Origin of the sequence: Myxococcus sp. NMCA1, from assembly GCF_026810205.1 — a bacterium.
GTDB classification, from domain to species: Bacteria; Myxococcota; Myxococcia; order Myxococcales; family Myxococcaceae; genus Myxococcus; species Myxococcus xanthus_A.
Genome location: NZ_CP113950.1, coordinates 226848 through 249051, shown reverse-complemented (window position 1 = coordinate 249051; position 22204 = coordinate 226848). Strand labels below are relative to the sequence as shown.

Below are 22204 nucleotides of genomic sequence, written 5' to 3'. Positions count from 1 at the left end.
GACAGAGGTCAGCGGCGGTTCAACGCGTTGGCCACCAGCCCCAAGAGCTTCACCTTCGCGGGCTCCAGCGGACGCACGGTGCGCAGCAGGCGCCGCACCTCGGGGCGCTCCTGCGGAGAGGTGGGCGCCTCGCCGGGGCGCGCGACACCGTTGAGGGCGTTCGCCGACAGTCCCAGGAGCTCATCCGCGGAGACGTGCAGCTCGTGGCACAGCTTCAGCAGCGTCTGCACGCTGGGCAGCATCCCGCCGCGCTCGAGGCGCCCGTAGACCTCGGTGGCCACATCGATACGCTCAGCCACGTCCGCCTGGGTGAGCTCCAGGCGGGTGCGAGCAACGCGCGCGGCAGCTCCGATTGTGGTTGCGAGTTTCTTGTCCATGCCTTACCGACCCGGAACGTTTGGCCGCTGGCATAGGACGTATGGGGGCAGACAGACAGAACTTGCCGGGTCAGTCTCCAATTGTTCACCCATAGGGTTGCTGTGCACGCGGTGGACTTCGCGAGTCCATCCACGACGCGCGGCCGATGCCTTTTCTCGACGGAAAACGTCGAGTGAGAGGCCTCCGCATGCCTTCCGGACCCATGCAGTCACCTGGGTCGCAGGAGGACCTGATACGTTGTGCGGCGACTTTCCTACGGTTCCGTCGAGTCCTGCACGCTGTCCCGCCCTCTAGGGTTGGTTCATGTTTTCAACGTGTGCAGAAGCGGTTCACCACGCTTCATATCTATCTGGAAATACAGGACTTGGTGAATCCCAGGAGACCTCACCGGGTGTGCGAACCCTCGGCAGGACTGATACCGGGGGTATTTCCAGACTCAGGTGAACGAGCGCGGTGACGATGCGGCGGATACGCTGAGGGCCGATGGCGGTCGGCCGTAATTTGCTGGTGAAGCTGTGCGTGGCGATGGGCGTGGTGGCGCTGCCGCTGCTCGTCGTCATCCTGGGGTTCGTCTTGCCGCAGCTGCGGGAGCAGCTTCGCGAGGACCGCATCCTGGGACTGAGGCAGGCGGTGGAGACGGCCTACGGCGTGTTGGAGGTCTACGAGGCCCGTGAGCGGTCGGGCGCGCTGACGCGACAGGAGGCCCAGGCGCAGGCCGCTGCGCTGCTGGAGCAGCTGCGCTACTCGCAGGTGGAGTACTTCTGGGTCAACGACCTGGACACGCGGCTCGTCATGCATCCGCACCTGCCGGACATGCTGGGCAAGGACCTGAAGGGCTACCGCGACGTGCGCGGCAAACCGGTGTTCGTGGACATCGTCACGCTGGCGCGAGCCCAGGGTCAGGGCGCGGTGTCCTACGAAGCCACGCGGCCGGGCTCGCCGGAGGCCATTCCGAAGGAGAGCTACGTGAAGCTCTTCGCACCCTGGGGGTGGGTGCTGGGCACGGGCGTGTACGTGGAGGACATCGAGCGCGCGGTGGCGGCGGTGCGCCAGCGCATCCTCCTGGCGGTGGGCGGCGCGCTGGCGCTCGCGCTGCTGGCCGGCGCATATCTGTCGCGCCGGGTGGTGCGGCCGGTGCGGGAGCTGGCGCAGGCGGCGCACCGGGTGGCGCGCGGTGATTTGGAGACCCGGGTGGAGGTGCGCTCCGCGGACGAGGTGGGCCAGTTGGCGGCAGCCTTCAACACCATGGTGGCGGGACTGCGCGAGGTGGTGGCGGCGCTGGTGGATGCGGCGGGCGCCACGGCGACAGACGCGGAGCGCATTCGAGCCTCCGCGGATGCGTTGTCGGTGACGACGCGGGAGCAGTCGGACTCGCTCCAGCGCGCGGCGCAGACGGTGCAGGGCATGAGCGCGCGGGTGTCGCAGGGAGCGGAGGCGGCGCGCACGGCGGCGAAGACGGCGGCGGACAACGGACAGGTGGCGCGCGAGGGTGGCGCGGCGGTGGGCCAGGCGCTGCGGAAGATGGCGGAAATCGTGGAGGTGGTGGAGGGCTCGGCGCGGACGGTGGAGCGGTTGCAGGCCTCTGGCCGGGTGACGGCGGAGATGTTGCGGCTCATCCAGCAGGTGGCGGAGGAGACGCAGCTCTTGGCGGTGAACACCGCGATTGAAGCGGCGCGCGCGGGCCAGCACGGCAAGGGCTTCGCGGTGGTGGCCGGCGAGGTGCGCAAACTGGCGAACCGGACGCGGGATGCCGCGGGGCAGGTGCAGACGCTGCTGAGCCGGAGCGAGGCGGACACGCGGGCGGCCGCGGACCTGATGCGCCAGGGCACCACGGCGGTGCAGGAAGGGCTGGGCCTGTCCTCGGCGGCAGGCGACGCGCTGTCGCGGCTGCTCGCTGGTGTGAATGAGATTGGTGGCAAGGTGGAGCGGATGGCGGACGAAAACACGCGCCAGTCCGCGTCTGGGGAGAGCATCGCCGGGAGCATCCAGGCGCTCTCGGTGCGCTCGACGGAGTCGGTGGCTGGCGTGCAGCAGATCGCCCGCTCCGTGGAAGACCTGCGGGCACGGGCGTCCAAGCTGAAGGAGTTGGCCGGGCGCTTCACGGCGCGGGGGTGAGCCGCGCGCGGCACGCTACCCGTGAGCCGTCGGCAGTGTGATTCGCACGGTGGTCCCCACGCCAGACTGGCGCTCCAGCACCAGGGCACCGCCGTGCGCGTCCACGATGCGCCGGGCCAGCGCGAGCCACAAACCCACGCCCCCGGTCCTGAGCGCGCGGCTGAGGTCCGTGCGGAAGAACGGCGTGCCGATACGCGACATGTCCGCCGCGTCGATGCCGAGGCCATGCGCACCGTCATGGAACAGGCACGGACCGTCTTCCAGGAACTGGAGGCCAACGACACCCAGGCCCGTGAGGAAGCCCAGCGGTACCGGGCGGCCCGGCACGAACGGATGCGCAGCCGACAGGGACACGGGCCTGGGGAGGACTTGTGGGCAACTCAGGGCGCGCCGTGCGCGGCACCGAGCGTGCGCCGGTCGACCTTGCCGGCGGAGGTCCTCGGCAGGGCTTCCACGAAACGAATCGACTTCGGCGTCTTGTAGCGAGCGAGCCGTCCGTCGCAGAAGCGCAACAGTGCCTCCGCCGAAGGCGAAGTGCCCGGCCGCGCGACGACGAGCGCGCGCGGCGTCTCCCCCCACTTGGGGTCCGCCACGCCGATGACGGCGACCTCGGCCACGTCGGGATGCCCCGCGAGGACGCTCTCTACTTCCGACGGGTAGATGTTCTCACCGCCGGAGATGATGAGGTCCTTGCTGCGGCCCACGATGCGGAAGCATCCCTCCGCGTCCCGCGTGGCCAGGTCGCCGGTGTGTAGCCAGCCGTCCGCGAAGGTGCGGGCGGTGTCCTCCGGACGGCGCCAGTAGCCCGCGCACAGGTGGGGGCCTCGCAAGAGCAACTCGCCCACGTCGCCCGGCTGCGTCTCACCGTCGATGCGGGCCTCGACGTGGAACAGGGGCACGCCCACCGCCCCCGGCTTGCGGCGCACGTCTTCCGGCGGAAGCCAGAAGTTGTTGGGGCCCGCCTCGGTGAGGCCATACCCCGTCTTGAAGTCCACGCCCCGAGCGAAGAAGCGCTCGAAGACGGGGGCTGGGCAGGGCGCGCCGCCGCTGATGACCAGCTTGAGGCGTGACAGGTCCACGGCATCGAAGCGCGGGTGGCGTTGCATCTCGATGAACATGGTGGGAACGCCGAAGAAGAGACTCACCACGCCCCGCTGCACGAGGTCGAACACGCCCTCCACATCGAAGCTCCGGCACACCACCGATGCGCCGCCGACGTAGGCCAGCGGCGCGGTGAAGACGCTGAGTCCTCCGGCATGGAACAACGGTGCGTTGAGGATTGCCACGTCATCGGCGGTCAGGCCCCAGCCCATCACCGTGTTCACCGCGTTGGCGGTGATGGAGCGGTGCGTGAGCACCGCGGCCTTCGGCAGACCGGTGCTTCCGCCCGTGTAGCAGAGCACCCATGGGGCATCCTCCTCCAGCTCCAGCGGAGGAAGGGACACGTCCGTCTGCGTGTCGCGCTCTGAGAAGGCCCGCTCACCTGGCCCTGGAGCCTCGAGGCAGAGCCAGTGGCGCACGAAGGACGCGCCAGGCCGCACGGCCTCCACCTGGGCGCGGAACTCCGGCCCGAAGACGAACACGGAGGGCTCTGCATCCGCGAGCAGCCCCCCCAACTCCGCGGCACTCAGCCGCCAATTGAGAGGCTGAAGGACGGCGCCCAGCTTCGCGCACGCGAAGAAGAGGTCGAGGAACTCGACGCAGTTGTAGGCGAGCACGGCGACACGGTCCCCTCGCCCCACGCCCAGCCCCTGGTGAAGGAAGGCGGCGGTACGCGAAGCCGCATCGTTCCATTCACGAAAGGAGATGCGTCGCTCGCCATGGTCGGCGTCGATGAGGGCGGTACGCTCAGGAGCCAGCGCGGCACGCCGGGCCAGCCAGTCATGGACGATGGGCATGGTATCCACGCTAGCTGAACCCGGCGGCATCGCGCCCGGCACATGAGCGGGAAGCGGGCAAGCAACCCACCTCACCGTCACCTCCCCCCATTCGGAGGGCCACACGACATGCAGCCCCCATCCCGCCCATCGCTGCTCGTCGCAATGTTCCTCCTGCTGTGTGCGGAAGCAGGAGCCGCATCCACACGGCTGCCGCGCGCCGAACGCACACGCCGCACAAAAGCCTCCGCCACCCTGGAGCAGTCACTCCTCGCGGCCGTGCGGGACACAGGCTTTGACCAGGTGCTCGACTTCAAGCGCGGCGGTGCGCGCATCGCCCACGCGCCCTACGTCGACGTCGCCGTCATCGAACTGGATGCCCGGAGCCGTCCCACGGCCGCCGCCAACGTGCTGCTGTCGCGCGACTACCCAGCTGGCGCCATCGTCCCCATCGACGTCGAAACGCTGGGCACCACGGCAGTGCGTTACACAGCGTGGAATCTGGACCGCTGGGACAGCGGCGCCCATGAGGCCCTCCCCACGGAGGCCCTGGTCCCCGGACGAGACAAAGCGCCGCTCCGCTTCATGGCGCCCTACCCCGCCTCGCTCTTCAAGCTGCTCATCGCCTTTCGCGTCCTCCGGTGGGTGGACCAGGGGCAGCTCACGTTGGACCAGCCCTGGCGCTTCCTCCGAGACACCGAGGACCAGGGCACGCGCCCGATACGTGACTGGCTGGAGCCGATGGTGACCGAATCGGACAACACCGCCACCGAGGCACTGGTGAAGCTGCTCCACGAGCAAGGCGCAATGGCGGGCCTCAACGCGGAGCTGGCGGCGCTGGGCCTGGACACACTGCAAATCCACGGCACCTCCCCGGTGACTGGCCGGAGCTGGAACCCCGGCCAGATTCACATGACGGCGTTGGATACCGCGCGGCTGTTGCTGCTCATCGAAGGAGGCCCTGGCGTCCTCTGGCGCACCTCCTCGGGCCGCGAGGTGACGGCGAAGGAACTCTCTGGCCCGTCCAGAGCCCACCTCCAATCCCTGCTCGCCGAACAGGCACTGCACGAAGCGCTGTCATCCACGCTGCTGTGCGGGGACGCCCGCGCGAAGCCAGGCATCCCCGCGTCAGTCCCAACGCGATGGGTGAACTCCGAGGACGGAACGGTGACGGCGGCGGAGACCGCCTTCGGCCGGGACACGCGCCCTTGCAACGCGGCGGCGGAGGTCACATTCCTCCACAAGACAGGGCTGACGGAGAACTACGGCAGCGACGGCGGCATCGTCCGCTCCCTGCCCGGCAAACCCTGGCGCCGATACATTGTCGTGTTCATGTCCAACCTGGGCTACCGCTACTACGACGAGAAAGTGGCCGACGCGGCTGACTTCGCGAAGGGCGAAGACGGCTTCCCTTACGTCAGCACGTCCATCAGCTACACGCAGCGAATCCCCGCGTTGGGCCGCCGAATCGACGCGATGATGCAGGAGCGCCAACGCGCACGTCCCCGGAGTCCTCCCGCGAAGGACGCGGTTCCCCAACAGGCGCCTCGGCCCGCTCGATAGAAAGAATGGGGCTTTCGACCGTGCCGTCGCGTGCTTGATAGCATGTGCCGGGACACACGCAGCACGGCCTGAATGTGCGTCATCCCAGGCACACAGAAAGTCGTCACGAACATGCTCGCGCACCACAACACCCAGCTCGTTGCATTGAGCCCTGCGCCGTCGACCCTCGCCGAGGGCGCCACGCCACCGTGGCCGCCTCCACCGCTGCGCGTTCAGCCGAAACCGCCCGCGCATTATCAAGGGACCACGAACGCCATCATCATCGGCATCGGCCTTCCGTTACTGGGCGCCTACGCCCTCTACGAAAACGAGCGCGCCGTGGCCATGGTGGGCTTCATCGGAGGACTGTTGGCGTGGAGCTTCGCCGCGCTCCGGTTCAACCAGGAGCGCAAGACCCGCCAGAACAACCAGGCCGAGCACGTCGAACACGTGCGCCGCGCCATCCTGACGTGGGCGCGCATCACGGATTCGGCCATCGTGGAGCAGGTGCCTAACAACGACGGCCGCATCACTCACTACCTGCTCGACCTCCACGTCACCCCGTGGCACCCGTCCAACCCAGCGCCGCGACAGGTTCCCCTCCGGTTGAGAGTCCCAGTGGCGCACGGCCCCCATGTGGTGCCGGGCGCGTACCTCGGCGTGCTCTCCGACCCGGAGGCGGCATGGGTCGTCCCGCAGAGCCTCCTCACCCTGCAGGGCGCGCAGCTCCCCCTCTGAAGCACGCCCTCACGGCACCAACACCAGCTTCCCCACCGTGCCGCCGGACTCCAGTGCCCGGTGCGCATCCGCCACCGCGTCCAACGGAAACGACTTCACCGGTGGCGGCACCAGCTTCCCCTCCTCCAACCAGCCCAGGAGCCGCGCCATGGACTCCTCCAGCACGGCGCGCTGTTCGAACAGGTACGACAGGTTGAACGCCAGCACGCTGGTGTTGTCGTTGGTGAGCGTCAGCGGATCAAACCGCGGCGTGCGCAGCCAGTCCCAGGCCAGCTTCGCGTAGTTCGGCCGGCCGCCCGTGCGCGGCAGCATGGAGTGGAAGCCGTAGATGACAAGCTTCCCCGGCGAGGCCAGGTGCTTGTAGCTGTCGCGCAACGTGGACGGCCCGTTCGCATCGAGCACCACGTCATACCCCCGAGGTGCCGCCCGCTCCGCCGCGGCCCACAAGGCCTCCCGGCTCTTGTCGATGACGACCTCCGCCCCCTGCGCGCGAGCCGTCTCCACCTTGTGCGTCCCACCCACCACGCCCACCATCCGGCACCCGGCGATGCGGCCCAACTGGAGCAGCGCCCCACCCACGCCGCCCGCCGCCGAGTGCACCAACACGTTGGCGCCCGGCCGCGGGTGCGCCAGTTCGAACAGGGCGTAGTACGCGGTGAGGAACACCGTGGGGAACCCCGCGGCCTGCTCCATGCTCAGCCGCGCGGGCAATGTGAACACCTGGTGACGGGGCACCGTGACGTGGGTGGCGTAACCACCGAAGCGCGTCACGCCGAACACCCGCGCTCCGGGTGCCAGGTCTTCCACGCCGGGTCCCACGGCATCCACGTGGCCCGCGAACTCGAAGCCCGGGGTGATGGGCCACCCCACATACTCCTTCGCGGAGGCGTACAGCCCCATGCGGATGACGCAGTCCGCATAGTTCACCCCAATGGCTTCGGTGGCCACCCGGACCTCACCGAATCCAGGTGAATCCTGATTCACCTCTTCAAGGTGGAGCTGCTCATACCCACCTGCTTTCCGGATGACGACCTTGCGTGCGCGCATGGCCCGTTGCTTACCACGCGACGCAACGCGACAACGACCGCGCACGTCCAGTCAGCGGAAGACGCGCGCGCGAGATGTCTCTAGACTGTGTATCGCGCTCGAGGACAGTTCCTGTTCCGGACGCGTCTTCCAAAAACAAACAGAGGAGTATGCCCATGCGACTGAGGCCTTCGCTGTATCTCGCGAGCACGCTGCTGCTTGGCATCACCACCGGCTGCGGCGAGGACTTCGCGCCGCACGAAGAGGAGCTCGGCGCGGTGGAAGCCGCGGCGGTCTCCACTTCCGGCGCCACCACGCACTTCCGGAACTGGCTGTCGTCCAACGGCTACAACAGCTACGACTTCGTTCGCGCGGACATCACGGGCGGAAGCTACGGCGGCAAGGCCAGCGCGTCCGACAGCGTGACGAAACAACCCGTCATCTTCATCCACGGCAACTCGGACAAAGCGGTGGGCTCGGGCGTCTTCGGCCAGACGGGCTGGACCAACTCCATCGAGTACTTCCACTCGCAGGGCTACAAGACGAGCGAGCTGTACGCGACGACGTGGGGCCCGGCCAACGCGCTCCAGTCGGCGAACCAGTACCACTCCAAGCAGAACGTGATGAAGGTGCGCAAGTTCATCGAGGCGGTGAAGGCGTACACCGGGGCCTCGAAGGTGGACATCATCGCCCACTCCATGGGCGTGACGCTGGCGCGCAAGGCCATCCTCGGCGGCACGGCCCACGACGCGGCGGACGGCGGCACATACAACGTGGGCGCGCCGCTCACGTCCTCGGTGGACACCTTCGTCGGCATCGCCGGCGCCAACCTGGGCCTGACCTCCTGCTACATGTCCGGCCCGTCGACGCCCACCTGCGGCTCCACCAACGGCCTGTACCCGGGCTACCTCTTCTGGGGCAGCGTCACCGGCCGCTCGACATACCTCAATGACTTGCGCTCGACGAGCGGTTACGAGGGCGCCTTCCGCTACACCATCTACTCCACGGCGGACGAAATCATCGGCTACGACGGCATCGTCTATGGAGAGTACACGTCGCGCATCCCCGGGCAGACGGGAGAGAAGCGCTACACCGGCTACCCCTATGGCCACTTCAACTCGAAGGACCTGACGGCGGAGGTTCAGTACGGCATGGTGGTCAACCACACCATCCCGTAACCGTCTCCACACGGGCGCCTCCACCCTCGCGAAAGGGTGGAGGTGGACCGACTCAACACCCCACTACGGCTGGGGCAGCACGCCCGGCGTCGGCTCGCCTTCCTGGCCCGGCGTGGGCGGAGGCAGACTCTCCGGCGTGAGCGGCTCGGACGCCGGCCCGGGAGGAGACTCCGGCCGCGGCGCCTCCTCCTTCGCGGGAGCGGACGGCACCTCGATGCGCCCCGCCGCCGCGTCGCGGACGAAGGCGAAGGCCGCCTCGTTGAAGCGCTCCGTGCAGTCGAGCTGCACGGTGTGACCGCACCCTTCCAGCGCCACTAGCTTCGCGCCGGGGATGTGGGACGCGCCGTACTCCATGATGCCGCGCGCCTCGCCGCCGTGGAGGAAGGGGCTGGGGATGAGCCGGTCATCCGTGCCGTAGATGATGACGGTGGGCACGGTGACGCGGTGCAGGTTGTCGCGCACGAAGTCGTTGTGGGACAGGCCCCGCACCGTGCGCACGTTGGCGTAGGCGTAGGCGTCGAACTCGGGCGACTTCGCCAGCCGCACGCGCTCCTCAATCAGCCACTCCAGCTCCGGCCGCCAGTGCATGAAGTTGGCCTGGCGCACGCTGCCCCAGATGCTGGCCTCCGGCGCGGACTTGATGAACTCGGAGCTCATCGCCCGCGCGAACCACTCCTTCTCCCGCCAGCTGAACTTCTCGAAGCCGGCGGGCGACGCCAGCACCAGCCCGCTCAGCGACTCCGGGTAGCGGATGGCGAAGGAGAGCGACGTCTGCCCGCCCATGGAATGACCGGCGAGCACGGGCTTGTCCAGGCCCAGGCCGTCCACCAGCTCCAGCACCGCGTCCGCCATGGCCTCCATGGTGTACGGGAAGGTGCCGGGCTTGTCGGACTTGCCGTAGCCGGGCAGGTCCACCGCGATGACGCGGTAGCCCTGCTGCTGGAAGGCGTCCAACTGCGCCCGCCAGAACTTCAGGTACGAACCCAGGCCGTGGATGAAGACGACGGCCTTCGCGTCCGGGCCGCTGCCGGGCAGGTCGACGTAGGCCATCTGGGGCACCACGGCCATGCCGTACTGATTCGCGGTGCGCGGAAGCGGAATCCGCTTCACCGGCCAGGGCTGCTTCGAGCCCTCGGAGGTGTAGTCCAAATCCTGGAAGGAGAGCGCGGGCTGGTGCGCGTACGAGCGCACGCAACCGGCGGAGGAGAGCCCCGCCGCGAGGAGCAGGGCCGTGAATGCGCGGGAGGTGCTCATGGTCAGAACGCGTACCAGGTGAAGGTGGTGAAGACGGAGAAGGGATTGGTCCGGATGGTGGGCGAGCCGTCGTAGAAGCTGCCCCGGAACAGGTAGCCCGCGTGCAGGCCGGCCGTCATGAGGTAGCGGATGTGGTAGCGCAGCTCCGCGTTGACCTCGGTGCCGATGTACCGGCCGCGCTCGACCTCGGGCGTCCACCGCACGGGGGCCGCGTCAGAGGTGGCGGTGCCCACGCCCAGCTTGAGGTTCAGCTTGTTGGGCACCATGTCCCACGCCGCGGTGGCGATGGCGGCGCGCATGCCGTAGCCCTGGTTGGAGATGTCCGTCACCGCGCCCGTGTAGTTGTTCACCGTGCTGGTGAACGGGAACAGGATGAGCATCTTGTGGTTGAACCACACCGCGCCCGGCAGGCCGTACTGGTTGAGCGTGAAGGCACCGGTGTAACGGCTGTCGGAGAGGTCGTCGTCGCCGGTGGTGTACATGCCCTCCAGCGTGAGCATGTCCGCGGGCCCGCGGCCCCACTGGTACATCAGCTCCAGGTTGGCGGAGAGGCCGGAGATGTTGAGCTCGGCCAGGGCGGAGCGCTCCGGGTCGTCGCTGACGTACTTGCCGCCGTTGTACATGACGAAGCCGGACGCGCCGAACCGGCCCGTGCGGAAGTCGATGTTGTGGTTGAAGTTGGCGCCCGCCCAGAAGACGTTGCCCGTGGGCCGCGCGATATCGAAGCGCGCCGTGCCCGTGAAGGTGTTGAGGCCCGTGGAGGACGGGCCGCTCTTCACCAGGCCCTCGAAGGCGTAGGCGTCACCCTTCGTCTGGTCGTTGAGGAACCACAGCGACAGGCCCACGTTGGTGTTGGGCCGCACCGGGTAGACGTAGTCACCGGTGATGAGCCAGATGTACTTCAGGCGCGGGTCGTTGCGCGTGCCCTTGTCCGCCTGCGCGGTGCCCAGCGGCATCAGGCTCAGCTTGGCCAGGCCCTTGTAGCCACTGAAGAGGGAGATGCCCGTGGCATCGCTGCCCAGGAAGCTCATCTTGTAGCCAGTGCGGGTGATGTCCGACAGCGGCGTGCGCGTGGGGTCGTAGACGTTGTCGTAGACGGGCTGCGTGCCCACCAGCAACGTCAGCTCACGCGGCTTGCGCGTGGGATACAGCGCGACGTTGACGTTCTTCGTCTGGATGTTGACCTGGTCGGCGTTGAAGCCGCCGCCCTCGTTCTGCTGGAGCGCGTTGGCCGACCGGCCCCACATGTAGTCGATTTCGAACTGGGCCCGGAAGGAGGCCAGCCCGTCCACGAAGTGGGGGCTGTACTCCATGACGGGAATCCATCGCTGCTCGATGAAGTACGCGGACAGGCCGGGCTCGGCGCGCACCGCGCTTCCCGCGGGCATGCCAATGGGGCCCAGCGACACGCCACGAAGGCCGGCCGGGTCACCCACCTGGTTCTGCACCGACACGCGCGTGAAGAAGTAGTTGATGAGGCTGAACTGACTCGGCTTCGCGTCCTCGTCGCGGTTCGCCTCGTCGTTCCACTCACCGTAGTAAAGGCCGGGAACCGGCGTGCTCTGCGCCGCCGCCGGAAGCGACACACCCGCCAGCGCCAACGCCAGGGCTCCCGCGGACCGCCGCGCCGCCCTGCGTGCCTCGGACAACCACCACCGTGCCATAAACACCTCGGCCCCATGCGCGGGGGCGCTCCCAGCCTTCCGGCCGGACTGCGAACGTCTGCGTGCTCGACTTTTTCCGTGGCCCGCGGACTGCCCGCCTCGCGAGGCCGTGCTCCACCCCTGCCGCGCCCGCGCCACACGGCACCCGCCGGGCACGGGCCCCACAAGGAAGGGAGGAGGAGCACGCCTCCCTTCCAGCGGGACTCACGCTAGCCGCCGATGGTGTAGCGCTGCACCGCCTTGCCATCGAACGGCCGGCTCTCGCCCCCGATGACCTGGTTCACCGTGGCCGAGCCCACACCACCCGCCGCGCAGTTGGCGCCCGTGGCGCCGCCCTCGAAGAAGAGCTCCAGGTCCAGCGTCCGCCGGTCCGCGGAGAACGCGCCGCGGCCCACCTGCCGGAAGCCCGGGTAGGTGAACGCGACATCGAAGCACTCGCCGTCGCCCTGCACGTTCTCGATGCTCACGACAGTCGAGGTAAAGGACAGCGCGTTCTGCGGGAGCTCGGGGTTGCAGGTGCCGGACATGCCCGCGTTCGGCGCGCCCTCGATGGTGCCCGGGATGCTGTCGACCCGGAAGTTGCCGCCCTGCACCGTCATGGTGACGCTCTGATAACACTGCGAGCTGGCACCGAAGTTGATGTCTTCACTGAAGCCGTTCGGATGGCTGGGAATGTTGGCCCCAGTCATCGTCAGCGTCTTGCCTTCCACGAACGCCAGGATGCCCTGCGGCGTGCTCAGGTTGGGCGTGTTGTCCACCGGGTCGCTCTCACCACAGCCCACCAGGGACAGCGCAGACGTCATCACCGCGGACAGCAGCAGCTTCTTCTTCATGGGTTGCTCCTCTTCCTCCGGCGGGCATCGCCGGGCTGACGCGACAGTCGACAGGCAGCGAGCCACCGTTGGCGTGGCCCGTCCTTCAAGGTGCGTTCACGCTCAATGACGCGAGCTGTCCCGGTCCGCGGCCACGGCCGCGTCGCGAAGCTCACGCTTGAGAATCTTTCCGGCCGCGGAGATGGGCAGGCGCTCCATCAACTCCACGCGCTTGGGCACCTTGAAACGCGCCACGCGTCCCCGCAGGTGCTCCAACAGCGCCTCCGCCGAAACCTTCCCATCCGGCTTCAACACCACGAAGGCGCGGCCAACCTCGCCCCACTTCTCGTCAGGCACGCCCACCACGGCGCATTGCGCCACCTCGGGGTGCTCGTACAGCGCGGACTCCAGCTCCAGCGGGTAGATGTTCTCTCCGCCGGAGATGAACATGTCCTTCTTGCGCCCGGCGATGGTGAAGAAGCCATCCGCGTCCACGCGCGCCAGGTCGCCGGTGTGCAGCCACCCTTCCGCGTCAATCGCCTCGCGCGTGGCGGCCTCGTCCTCGAAGTAGCCGGAGCACATGGAGGGGCCCTTGAGGAGCAGCTCACCCACCTCGCCCGTGGGGACCTCCCGGCCGTCGTCATCCACCAGCTTCGCGGCGATGAAGTAGTTGGGCCGCCCAATGGAGCCCGCCTTCGACACCGCGTACTCCGGCCCCATGCTGAAGAGGCCCGGGCCGAACTCCGTCATCCCGAAGCCCTGCTTGAAGGGCACCGGGTGCACCGCCTGCCACGCCTGGATGAGCGGCACCGGCAGCGCCGCGCCGCCGCTGGTCATGAAGCGCACGGAGGAGAAGTCCGTCGTCTTGAAGCGCGGCGACTCCAGGAGCTGCTGGTACTGCGTGGGCACCGCGAAGAAGAGCGTCACCTTTTCCCGGGGGACGAGGTCCAGCAGCACCTCCGGCTCCCACCGGCGCATGAGGACGACGGTGCCGCCCACGGTGAGCAGCGGCAGCGTGTACACGAGCAATCCGCCCGTGTGGAACATGGGCGTGTGCGTCACCGTGACGTCGCCGGGCCGCACCTCGTGGACCAACGTGTTGAGGGTGTTCCACGCCACCATGCGGTAACTGACGCGCGCGCCCTTCGAGCGCCCCGTCGTTCCGCCGGTGAAGATGAGACAGAGGATGTCCTCCTCGGACACCGCGTCCTGCGTCACCGGCGAGCCCGGCACGTGGGCCAGCGTCGCAGCGTAGGCGTCCGCGCCCGGCAGGCCTTGCGACTCCAGGGACACCAGCCGGGGGCCGCCGCCCAGGCGCTCGCGGACGTCCGCGATGGTGTCGCGGAAGTCGTCGCCGAAGAGGAGCACGCCGGGACGGATGGAGCGCACCAGGTCCGCCAGCTCGGCGGCGTGCAGGCGCCAGTTGAAGGGGACGAAGACGGCGCCAATCTTCGCGCAGGCGAACAGCGCGTCCAGGTACTCCACGCCGTTGTGGGCCACGATGCCCACCCTGTCGCCCTTCTTCACGCCGGCCACGTCACGCAGCCAGCCGCCCAGCGCGGTGGCGCGCGTGTTCATCGCGCGGTAGGTGAAGCGGCCCGCGTCACCCCGGGACGGGTCCACCACCGCGACACTGTCGGGCCAGTAGAGGGCGCCACGGCCCATCCAGTCCCCGATGAACATGTGAGCGCCCTCCGTCATGGCGTGACTCAGGCCGTCCAGCGGTAGAGGGCGGAGGCCATGGCGAGCCCGCCGCCGCTGGCACACAGGGCCACCAGGTCGCCGCGCTTCACCTTGCCCTGCACCACCGCGTCATCCAGCGTCATCGGGATGCAGGCCGAACCGGTGTAGCCCCACTTGTCCATGGTGTAGTGGGCCTTCTCCATCGGCTGGCCCAGGATCTTCATGGTGGCTTCGATGGTGCGCAGGTTCAGCTGCGTGAAGACGAACTGCTTCACGTCGTCCAGCTGCAGGTTCTGCCGCTTGAGGAGCTGGTCCAGCAGCATGGGCCAGCGCTCGGTGTTGAACGTCGCGGGGAACTTGCGGACGAACTGCACCGCGGGCTTGCCGCCCGTGAGGGCCAGCGACTCCGCGGTGGCCGGGCGGTTCGTACCGCCGGTGTAGACTCCCAGCGCGTCGTGGTACTCGCCGTTGGCCAGCAGCTTCGCGCCCATGAAGCCGGGCGTGTCACCCGCGCCCAGCACCACCGCGCCCGCGCCGTCCGCGAACAGGGTGGCGGTCTTCTTGTCCTTCCAGTTGATGTAGCGCGACATGCCGTAGGCGCCCACGACGAGGATGCGCTGGTAGCTGTCATCCGCGGTGATGGTCTTCGAGCCCACGTCCAGCGCCGTCACCCAGCCCGCGCACGCGCAGTTGAGGTCGTAGGTGCCGGCGTTCACCGCGCCCAGCTTCGCCTGCACCACGGAGGCGGTGGCGGGGCTGAGGTAGTCCGGGGTGTCGGTGGCGATGATGATGAGGTCCAGTTCCTCCGGCTTCGTGCCCGCGCGCTCCAGCGCCTGGCGGGCGGCGCCCACGCAGAGGTCGGAGGTGGCCTGGTCATCCGCCATCATGTGGCGTTCGCGAATGCCCACGTTCTGCTGGAGCCACTCATCCACCTTCTCACCGAGAATCTTCTCGACGTCAGCGTTGGTGAGGACCTTCTCGGGGACGTAGCGGCCAGTGGAGAGAATCTGGGCGTATCGCATGAGTGTTCGTCAGCTCCGGGCGCCGCGCGCCGGTCGGCGGGCGGAACGCAGGGTGTTCTTCTTCAGGGTCTTCGGTTTGGGCTTCGGCTTCGACTTCGGCTTCGAAGCAGCGGAGGACTTCACGGTGTTTCGGCCCGTGGACGCACGCGGGTCCAGGCCGTGGGAGATGAGCGTCATCGCGGTGTCGAGGACGCGCTCGAGCCCCGGGTCCTCCTCCCAGAGGACCCAGCGCATGCCGAGGAAATCACTGATGCCCATGAGGCAGTAGGCCAGCGCCTCCGGGTCCATGCGCCGCACCTCGCCCGCCTCCATGGCGCGGGTGAGCCCGCTCACGTAGCCGCGAGCGAAGCGGTCGTAGTAGCGGCGGTAGCAGGCCTCATCCACGAACTCCGCCTGGCGCACCACGCGGTAGAGATTGGGGTGCTGCCGCACGAACTGGAAGAAGGTGCGCAGGCCCTGGCGCTCCACGTCGACGCGGTCCTCGCAATCGGCCACGGATTCGGCGATGAGCCGGCGCAGGCGCGTGCCCAGCTCATCCACCACTTCGACGAAGATGGACTGCTTGTCGGGGAAGTAGACGTAGAACGTCCCGAGCGCCACGCCACCCTTGCGCGTGATGTCCGCGATGGAGGCGCGCTCGTAGCCCTTCTCACCGAAGACCGACTCCGCGGCCTTCAACAGCTTCGCACGCGTCTTCTGGCCTCGCGGCGTGACGGGTCCGGAGCGGTCTTGAGAAGCTGAAGCCCGATTCATGTTTCACCTAGCGGTAGCACCCGGCAGGGAGGGTGTCAAAGCACGGTCGATGGCTCCGCGCGTCAAACCGCACGTTCGACGCACGGCGTCAGCACTCGTGCGGCGCTGACGTGCGCGAAGCCTACTCTGAATGTTCAGTACACGCGGTCTCGCAGCGGGAGCCGTTGCGCGTCGGGACTTGCCGCGCGGGAGGCGGCGCGGGCACGACATGCCACATCATCCTCGGCCTGAGTGACTGCCGGTGACACGGCCTCTCCCGCCTACCATTCGCTGCCCGGAAGTCCCTTCAAGCAGGCACGTACCGGTGAACGGTTACCAATACTCTTCAGTCCGTCTCCACGTCGATGCGCTCCCAGGAGCGGGCATCAAACGCCGGGGGACGTCCCTTCCTCGCGAGCGAGGGGATGTGCAGGTAGTCCGGCTCGGTCATCAACCCCTGGCGCTCAGCCATGTAGACCAGGCTGAGCCCCTCGACGCAAAAGCGCCCCTCCGTGACGAGGACTTCGGGAGCCACGCTTCCATTGTCCTCGAGCTCCGCCCACTCGTCGCTCCGCGCCTCCAGGTACTGCTCCAGCGCCGCGTTGAAATCATCTTCGCGGGCTTCCATGAGCGCCCTGCAGACGTCCAGCCGGAAGTCCTCCGAACCCTCGAGCGCCTTCTCATAGCGCTCGAGCAGCGCCTCCAGCGTGGCTCGCGACGCCCCCAGGCAGGCGTGCTGCATACAGAACTCCACGAAGAGGAAGTCCTCCTCATACTCCTTTCCCTGGACCCACGTACGCCGGGAGTGACGTGCAATCTCCTCCGCACCTTGAAGGTCGCCGGCAGCCAAGGCGTCGAAGAACGGCAGGGCCTTGCTCCCGAATCGTCCCTCCTCCGATGCGTGCGCGCTGAAGAAGGCGAAGGCGCGGCCACTCTGGTGCAGGTGAAAGCGGAACGCGTCGGGCGAGCCATCCAGGAAGAGCTTCCCGATGCCCGCGATGCGGAAGTTCTGACAGAACGCGAGCACCTTGCGCTGAGGTGCACCAGCACGGATGCGCGGAAGGAGCTCCAGGTTGTCCTCGAGCGCATTCTGGACGTAGACGGGCAGATACACGGCGCTCATGCGTTGCTCCTCCGAAGTGACAAGCAGCCCACCTCACCGTGCTCGGAGCTGGAGATCACGAGCGAAGTAGACTGTCGGCCATGGCCCCGCGAGAGGTCGTGCGCGGCCAGGCAGACTCCTAGCGCGCCACTAGCCGCCCCCACGTCTCCCACGTAGGTGCCGGGCAGGTGCAGCCGAGCCGCTCCGAGCCGCGGCCCGAGGTGGACGCGCACACAACCCCACTCATGGGACCGCCACTGCTCGCCATTGAGGTCGGCGTAGATGTCTCCGTCAAAGGGAGACGGCAGACGCGACAGGACTTCCTGGATGCACGCGGCGAGCCCGCGGCCCATGTTCTGCCGCCCTGAACCAAAGTGGTCGGGCTCCCTGCCGGTCGCAATCGTGTCGATAAGGATGGCGGACTCCACTCCCCGGCGACGCGCGCTCGCGTCCGTCTCCACCAGCAGGCACACGCCGGCCTCCCCCGGCATCAACCCGACCGGATGGTCCTCGGTCTTCAGCCGGCGATGACTGGCGAGTTGATGGAGAAGCAACTCGTCCATGTACGAGTCCACCGAGATTGTCAGCACGCGCTCCAGGCCTCTTGAGGCCATCCATTGCTGGCCGTGCTGAAGACCCGCGGCGGTGCCCGCGTGCCCGATGGAGATGAGCTCCACGTTCGGCTCGGCGATGGCCAGCCCGAGCGAGCGATGAAGCGGATGGAGGTAGCTCTCGCGCATCTGTTCCAGCGCCCCTCCCGGCTCCGACAGGAAGACCTCGTCGTCCGAAGGGGGTGTCACGACAACGAGCCCCGTCTTCTGCCAGAAGGCAGCAGGCATGCCCGACACGCCGGGATGAGACAGCATGTCCTCCACGGCACCTTGCGCCAGCCGCAGCCACCGGCCGATGAGCTGGAAGCCATCCGTGTAGCCCCGGATGGGGTGGCCCGACACGGGGATGTCCTCCTGGGATTCCTCTTCCACCACCCGGAACTCCCGAAGCTTCCGGGGCCGCGAGACACCGGCGCGAATCGCAGCGCAGGCGGCATCCACGGAATGTCCGACGCTCGTTACCGCACCGGTCGCTATCAGCACCAGACTCAAGGGACCTCACCAAGAAAGAACGCTCCCGCCCTCAGGCGGTCATCAGGCTGTCGAAACCGCGGGGAGTCGAATCCAGACGCAGCGCCGCCGAGCCCTGGAGCTGCCGCAGTTGGAAGGCTGCTCGCGCCGAGGTCGCGACCTGAAGGCCGCCCCGGGTGCGGACAGCCAGCTCCAGCGCCCAGACCGGGCGCAGGCACGCGGGCCCACGGGTCAACTCCGCGAACACGGCTGCGGGGCTCCAGGGTGCGCCCCGGACGAAACGCCCCCGCTCATCGAAGCGTGTCTGCGCCTTCTGCCACCAGGCACACACAGAGGCAGACCGCACACGGCCGGGCGGCGGCGGAACCCGCCATGCGCCCGTTGCCGCTCCCGTGTCGCCAGTGCCCTCCTCCGCGGATGAAGGGGCTTCGTCGTCCGGCTCGTCCATGAGCAGGTGCTCCGTGAGGTCGAGTCCGGTGATGATTGCGAGTGATTCGGCCGCCAGCCGGGAGCCCGCTTCTTCCCGCTGCATGACGTTCACCAGCGCCTCGGCCGCGGCCCTTCGCCCGCTGAACCCCAGGGCCCAAAGCGCGTCCTCGCGGAGCCGCCACTCTTCCGCCGCCTTCAGGAGCAGCTTCACGTCCGCAGGCTCCCCGCCTAGCGCGAGCGCCAGCCTCGCCAGGCGGCCAGCCTCATCCGGCGCCCCCACCAGCCGCCGACATGCCTGCCACGGCTCGCGCAGCCCCAGGATGAGGCCCGTCTCCAGGGCCGCGCATCGTACGGAGTCCTCGGCATGCGCCAGCCCCTGCCGCACAAACCCCTCCGCGACCGGTCGCGCGGTGAAGCGCGCCGAACGCAGTGCGGCCACCCACAGGGCCGGCGCATCATCGGCGCCGAGGGTCCGAGGAAGCGCTGAGCCCGGGTCCGCCTGCCATGCGGCCAGCACCTCCAGCAACATCGCCTGGGCCTCCGGGCCCACTCGCGCTACCTGAGGGAGCAGCAGGGCCTCGGACCGGCTCCGGCCGGAGAACTCGAGCGCACGTCGGATTTCGGGGCGCGACTCCTCCGGCCCCTCGATCAATTCCCGCAGCAGAAGCGCCAGGGACGCGTCCCCTTCACTTCCGAGGAGCGCGAGCGCCGCGGGACCGACCTGCCACAGGTCCTCGCCTTCCAGGGCGGGCAGGAGCAACCTCCTGGCGACGGGTGCGCCTCCAATGACGAGCCCTTCCACGTGCGCGAGCAGGCGTGCCTCATCGCCCTCGGCGATCTCCTCGAGCGACTCCTCCCAGGAGGCGAGCGCGCGCTCCCGCTGGCGCCAGTGGAACGCGGCCTCGTCCAGGTGCTCCTGCATGACATCCCAGAGGATGCGTCCAGGGCGCCGACTTCGAGTGAAACCTTCGCGTGGGGGGCCGGGCGGAATGTGCATGGCCTTCGTCACGCGTCGCTGAACTTCAACTCCGATACGAGGAGATTGCTGAAGTCACCTTCGCTGATTTCCTTCGCCAGCTCGAAGCTCAGAACATAGGACTTCGAGTCCTTGTCGATGCGAAAGAGCGGCGGAGCATTCTTCATCTTCTTCCGGTCGAGCACGGGCTCGAGCACCTCGACGATACGCTCCGGGTTTTCCGTCCCGCGCTGGACATCGCTCGCGCCCATATCCAGGCAATCAAAGGTTCCCAGCGGGTTGATGATGAAGTAGTCCCGGCTGTAGACACGCTTGCGGTGGTCGTACAGCGTGAAGGACAGGTACTCCACCTTCTCGTCACCACAGTGCTTCTGGATGATGTCCTTCACGTCCTTGTGGACGATGAGCATCTGCCGCGTATTGCCGAGCAACGAAGACAGTTGGATGCCGAGGTTCTCCTTGTCCATGTAGAGGCGGGCATCCTTGGGCAGGATGGCACCCACGGGTGCGCCTTCGGCCACGCGCCACGAGTCCATCTCGATGCCCTTGATGAAGTTGCCCAGCATGCAGAGGTCCGGATCGTCCTGGTCGCCCATGTTGTCCAGCATGAAGAACTGGAGCGTTCCTGCAGTCGCAGCACGTTTGCTCATTACTTGAAGAGACCCTTCAGATTCGATTTGGAGGGAACCTTGTCGAAGTGGCTGGCCGGGATTTCATCCAGCGCATCGCCATCCATCTTACCCGACGCCATCAGATTCCCCGCGGCGACAATCTTGTCATACAGCAATTTGGAAAGCGCCTCGATACTCGACTTACAAGCCTTATAGTTCGCAGGTGGGCCTTCGTGCTTCTGCACGGCAGCTTGAACGGGCACCAAGTACCACTGCAACTTGTGGCGCACATGGTTGCTGTAGGCCCGGTGCGAACGGTGCTCCGCTGTGAGCCGGTGCCTGGGCAACTGCAAGGTCCGCGCGACTCTCCTATCCATCGGCAGCAAGATCATGTTGTTCTTGTGATTGAGATTGTACTTCTCCTTGAGCAACCCGCTGCGAATCTTCTTCACATACACCACCTGCAAGGGCTTTCCCTCGCCCACCTTGACGATGCAGGACTTGAGCACGTTGTTGGGCACGATGTGGTGCGCCTCGTGCCAGAAGGGCACGTTGCAGCTGGTTCGGAAGTTGTTCCCCCCTGCCGTGACGTCCCAGGCCTTGTTCTCCCCGTTGGGAGCCTGGACCCGCCGAGTGCCGCTACGGGCGCGCACCACCATCGCGAACGACTTCTGCTTGCTCAAGGCTTCGTAGGCGGGCCAGTTGTAGGTCGCCTTCTTCTCCAGCGCCTTCTTGAAGCCTTGCCAGCGGTGGTTGCAGGAGACTGCCTTCACCGCGCCCTTGCCATTCTGCTCTCGGCTTCCGTCGTGCCGGTTGAGACACGCACCACCCTCGGTCGAGTTCTTTACCGCCTTGTGCTTGACGGTGAGGTTCTTGTCGTCCCAGTTGTGCTGTTCTTTCGACATGATGAACTCCTGGGTCTGGTGCAATGGCCCCACTGCGTGGCGGCCCCGTGCCGTCAGTTGATCTGAACCTTGCCACCCTTGATTTTGTGCACTTCGTCCGCCTCGGTCCGGATGTTGATGCCGCGCAGGAGCACCTGTCCGTTGCGGCGCAGTGTGAGGCTGGCCTTGCCACAGCGCAGCACGACCTCGTCGCGCCCCTCGATGACCACCCGCTGCCCGTCGACCTGGGCGTCCATGGGTGCCTCATCAAGGGGAGGTTCAAGCACGGCATCCAGCAAAGGCGTCTTGCTGGGGGCATGGATGAGCCCCATCAAGAGGGGCAGGCATGGATCGCCATCCTCGAAGAGCAGGATGGCTCCCTGTCGCTCCCTGGCCGCACGGGTCAAGGCTTCGCGGTCCAGTGGTATCGCGCTGCGGGCGGGAAGTGGCCCGTGCGAATTGCCGGCATAGTCAACGAGCGCCCCTCCAGCACTGGTGGCACCTGTCACCCATCCCACCTGGGTACCCAGAATACGTTCCGTCAGCGATTCGGGCGGGGCACCGCGCTTGCGACCAGGGTCTGAGGCGTCCATGCGTGGTCCTTTGAGTACTGGCCGGGGGCTATCGCGGCTTGCCACACTCGTCGCACACGTGCTCAGAGGCGCCTCCCAAGGCAATCACCGGGGGCTGCATGACGGGAAAGGGCGGGGTGTTCTTGTCGTTGTGGAGCATCAGGTCCATGGCGCGCGCCACGTTCTTCCCCTCGAACAGCACGTCGAAGGAGTAGTTGACGAACTCGGCCTTGCCCTTCGTCTTGCCGGAGACCACACCTCCAGCGCTACCGGCCTCGTCACCAGTACTGGTGCTGAAGTTCGAGTCCTTCACGCAAACCGGGTTGCCTTCCACAGACACCTTCTTGGTCCCCTTCGACGTATCCGAGGACTTCGCGATGTTGGGATAGGGAATGGGGACAGGCCCGGCCGGACTTGGCGTCTTGCACACGTCAGGGAAAGCGACGGTGACACCGTTACTGTCTTTGGTGACAACCGACATTTTGTTCACGCCAACAGTATTCGCCATGTCCGCCCCCAGAGATTGA

The 22204-nt window shown here is 67.4% G+C and carries 21 protein-coding genes; 4 read left to right on the top strand and 17 right to left on the bottom strand.

What is annotated here, in order from left to right; translation table 11 throughout:
* Positions 1-8 precede the first annotated feature (8 nt).
* Positions 9-377 (bottom strand): helix-turn-helix transcriptional regulator, encoded by a 369-nt coding sequence (locus tag OZ403_RS01035; RefSeq protein ID WP_140786687.1) that lies wholly within the window; start codon positions 375-377, stop codon positions 9-11.
* Positions 378-861: 484 nt separating this feature from the next.
* On the opposite strand from OZ403_RS01035, the gene OZ403_RS01030 reads away from it, so the two are divergent.
* Positions 862-2493 carry a methyl-accepting chemotaxis protein gene (locus OZ403_RS01030; protein WP_140786686.1) on the top strand — a complete coding sequence of 544 codons (1632 nt, stop codon included), beginning with the start codon at positions 862-864 and terminating at the stop codon, positions 2491-2493.
* Positions 2494-2508: 15 nt separating this feature from the next.
* Here the strand turns inward: OZ403_RS01030 and OZ403_RS01025 are convergent, their stop codons facing one another.
* Positions 2509-2847 (bottom strand): ATP-binding protein, encoded by a 339-nt coding sequence (locus OZ403_RS01025; protein ID WP_237080123.1) that lies wholly within the window; start codon positions 2845-2847, stop codon positions 2509-2511.
* A gap of 26 nt (positions 2848-2873) precedes the next feature.
* Entirely contained in the window at positions 2874-4391 is a 1518-nt protein-coding gene (locus tag OZ403_RS01020; RefSeq protein WP_268783268.1) for an acyl-CoA synthetase, read from the bottom strand.
* A gap of 108 nt (positions 4392-4499) precedes the next feature.
* On the opposite strand from OZ403_RS01020, the gene OZ403_RS01015 reads away from it, so the two are divergent.
* Together OZ403_RS01015 and OZ403_RS01010 are read left to right on the top strand one after the other, a co-directional pair.
* A complete protein-coding gene (locus OZ403_RS01015) occupies positions 4500-5933 on the top strand; it encodes a serine hydrolase (protein WP_268783267.1) in 1434 nt (477 codons plus the stop codon).
* A gap of 111 nt (positions 5934-6044) precedes the next feature.
* Entirely contained in the window at positions 6045-6650 is a 606-nt protein-coding gene (locus OZ403_RS01010; protein WP_268783266.1) for a hypothetical protein, read from the top strand.
* A gap of 9 nt (positions 6651-6659) precedes the next feature.
* On the opposite strand, the gene OZ403_RS01005 is transcribed toward OZ403_RS01010, so the two are convergent.
* Positions 6660-7697 (bottom strand): synaptic vesicle VAT-1 family membrane protein, encoded by a 1038-nt coding sequence (locus OZ403_RS01005; protein ID WP_140796945.1) that lies wholly within the window; start codon positions 7695-7697, stop codon positions 6660-6662.
* 155 nt (positions 7698-7852) lie between these two features.
* On the opposite strand from OZ403_RS01005, the gene OZ403_RS01000 reads away from it, so the two are divergent.
* The gene (locus OZ403_RS01000) at positions 7853-8854 is read left to right on the top strand and encodes a lipase family protein (protein ID WP_174259162.1); all 1002 of its coding nucleotides are present in this window, start codon (positions 7853-7855) and stop codon (positions 8852-8854) included.
* Between the two features lie 63 nt (positions 8855-8917).
* Here the strand turns inward: OZ403_RS01000 and OZ403_RS00995 are convergent, their stop codons facing one another.
* The 13 genes from OZ403_RS00995 to OZ403_RS00935 form a co-directional block, all read right to left on the bottom strand.
* Positions 8918-10108 (bottom strand): alpha/beta fold hydrolase, encoded by a 1191-nt coding sequence (locus OZ403_RS00995; RefSeq protein ID WP_140796943.1) that lies wholly within the window; start codon positions 10106-10108, stop codon positions 8918-8920.
* Positions 10109-10110: 2 nt separating this feature from the next.
* The gene (locus OZ403_RS00990) at positions 10111-11772 is read right to left on the bottom strand and encodes a hypothetical protein (RefSeq protein WP_268783265.1); all 1662 of its coding nucleotides are present in this window, start codon (positions 11770-11772) and stop codon (positions 10111-10113) included.
* A gap of 209 nt (positions 11773-11981) precedes the next feature.
* Positions 11982-12671, bottom strand: a complete 690-nt coding sequence (locus OZ403_RS00985) for a hypothetical protein (RefSeq protein WP_140786679.1) — start codon at positions 12669-12671, stop codon at positions 11982-11984.
* A 36-nt stretch (positions 12672-12707) separates the two neighbouring features.
* Positions 12708-14267 (bottom strand): acyl-CoA synthetase, encoded by a 1560-nt coding sequence (locus OZ403_RS00980; RefSeq protein ID WP_174259401.1) that lies wholly within the window; start codon positions 14265-14267, stop codon positions 12708-12710.
* A gap of 26 nt (positions 14268-14293) precedes the next feature.
* Positions 14294-15289, bottom strand: coding sequence for a 3-oxoacyl-ACP synthase III family protein (locus tag OZ403_RS00975; RefSeq protein ID WP_140852822.1), 996 nt, complete (start codon positions 15287-15289; stop codon positions 14294-14296).
* 9 nt (positions 15290-15298) lie between these two features.
* Positions 15299-16042: a TetR/AcrR family transcriptional regulator gene (locus tag OZ403_RS00970; RefSeq protein ID WP_268783264.1), complete on the bottom strand. Its 744-nt coding sequence runs from the start codon at positions 16040-16042 to the stop codon at positions 15299-15301.
* A 325-nt stretch (positions 16043-16367) separates the two neighbouring features.
* Complete coding sequence (locus OZ403_RS00965) at positions 16368-17144, bottom strand: Imm49 family immunity protein (protein WP_140796291.1); 777 nt, start codon at positions 17142-17144, stop codon at positions 16368-16370.
* On the bottom strand, positions 17141-18175 hold the full coding sequence (locus OZ403_RS00960; RefSeq protein ID WP_268783263.1) for a hypothetical protein: 1035 nt from the start codon (positions 18173-18175) through the stop codon (positions 17141-17143). Before OZ403_RS00960 ends, OZ403_RS00965 begins: the two co-directional genes overlap by 4 nt.
* An 82-nt stretch (positions 18176-18257) precedes the next feature.
* Positions 18258-19556, bottom strand: coding sequence for a TIGR02270 family protein (locus OZ403_RS00955; RefSeq protein ID WP_268783262.1), 1299 nt, complete (start codon positions 19554-19556; stop codon positions 18258-18260).
* A gap of 83 nt (positions 19557-19639) precedes the next feature.
* The gene (locus tag OZ403_RS00950) at positions 19640-20260 is read right to left on the bottom strand and encodes a hypothetical protein (RefSeq protein WP_268783261.1); all 621 of its coding nucleotides are present in this window, start codon (positions 20258-20260) and stop codon (positions 19640-19642) included.
* Positions 20260-21126, bottom strand: coding sequence for an AHH domain-containing protein (locus OZ403_RS00945; protein ID WP_268783260.1), 867 nt, complete (start codon positions 21124-21126; stop codon positions 20260-20262). Before OZ403_RS00945 ends, OZ403_RS00950 begins: the two co-directional genes overlap by 1 nt.
* 53 nt (positions 21127-21179) lie before the next feature.
* On the bottom strand, positions 21180-21698 hold the full coding sequence (locus tag OZ403_RS00940) for a DUF6484 domain-containing protein (RefSeq protein WP_140786671.1): 519 nt from the start codon (positions 21696-21698) through the stop codon (positions 21180-21182).
* A gap of 28 nt (positions 21699-21726) precedes the next feature.
* A complete protein-coding gene (locus OZ403_RS00935) occupies positions 21727-22185 on the bottom strand; it encodes a DUF4150 domain-containing protein (RefSeq protein WP_140786670.1) in 459 nt (152 codons plus the stop codon).
* Between the last annotated feature and the right edge of the window lie 19 nt (positions 22186-22204).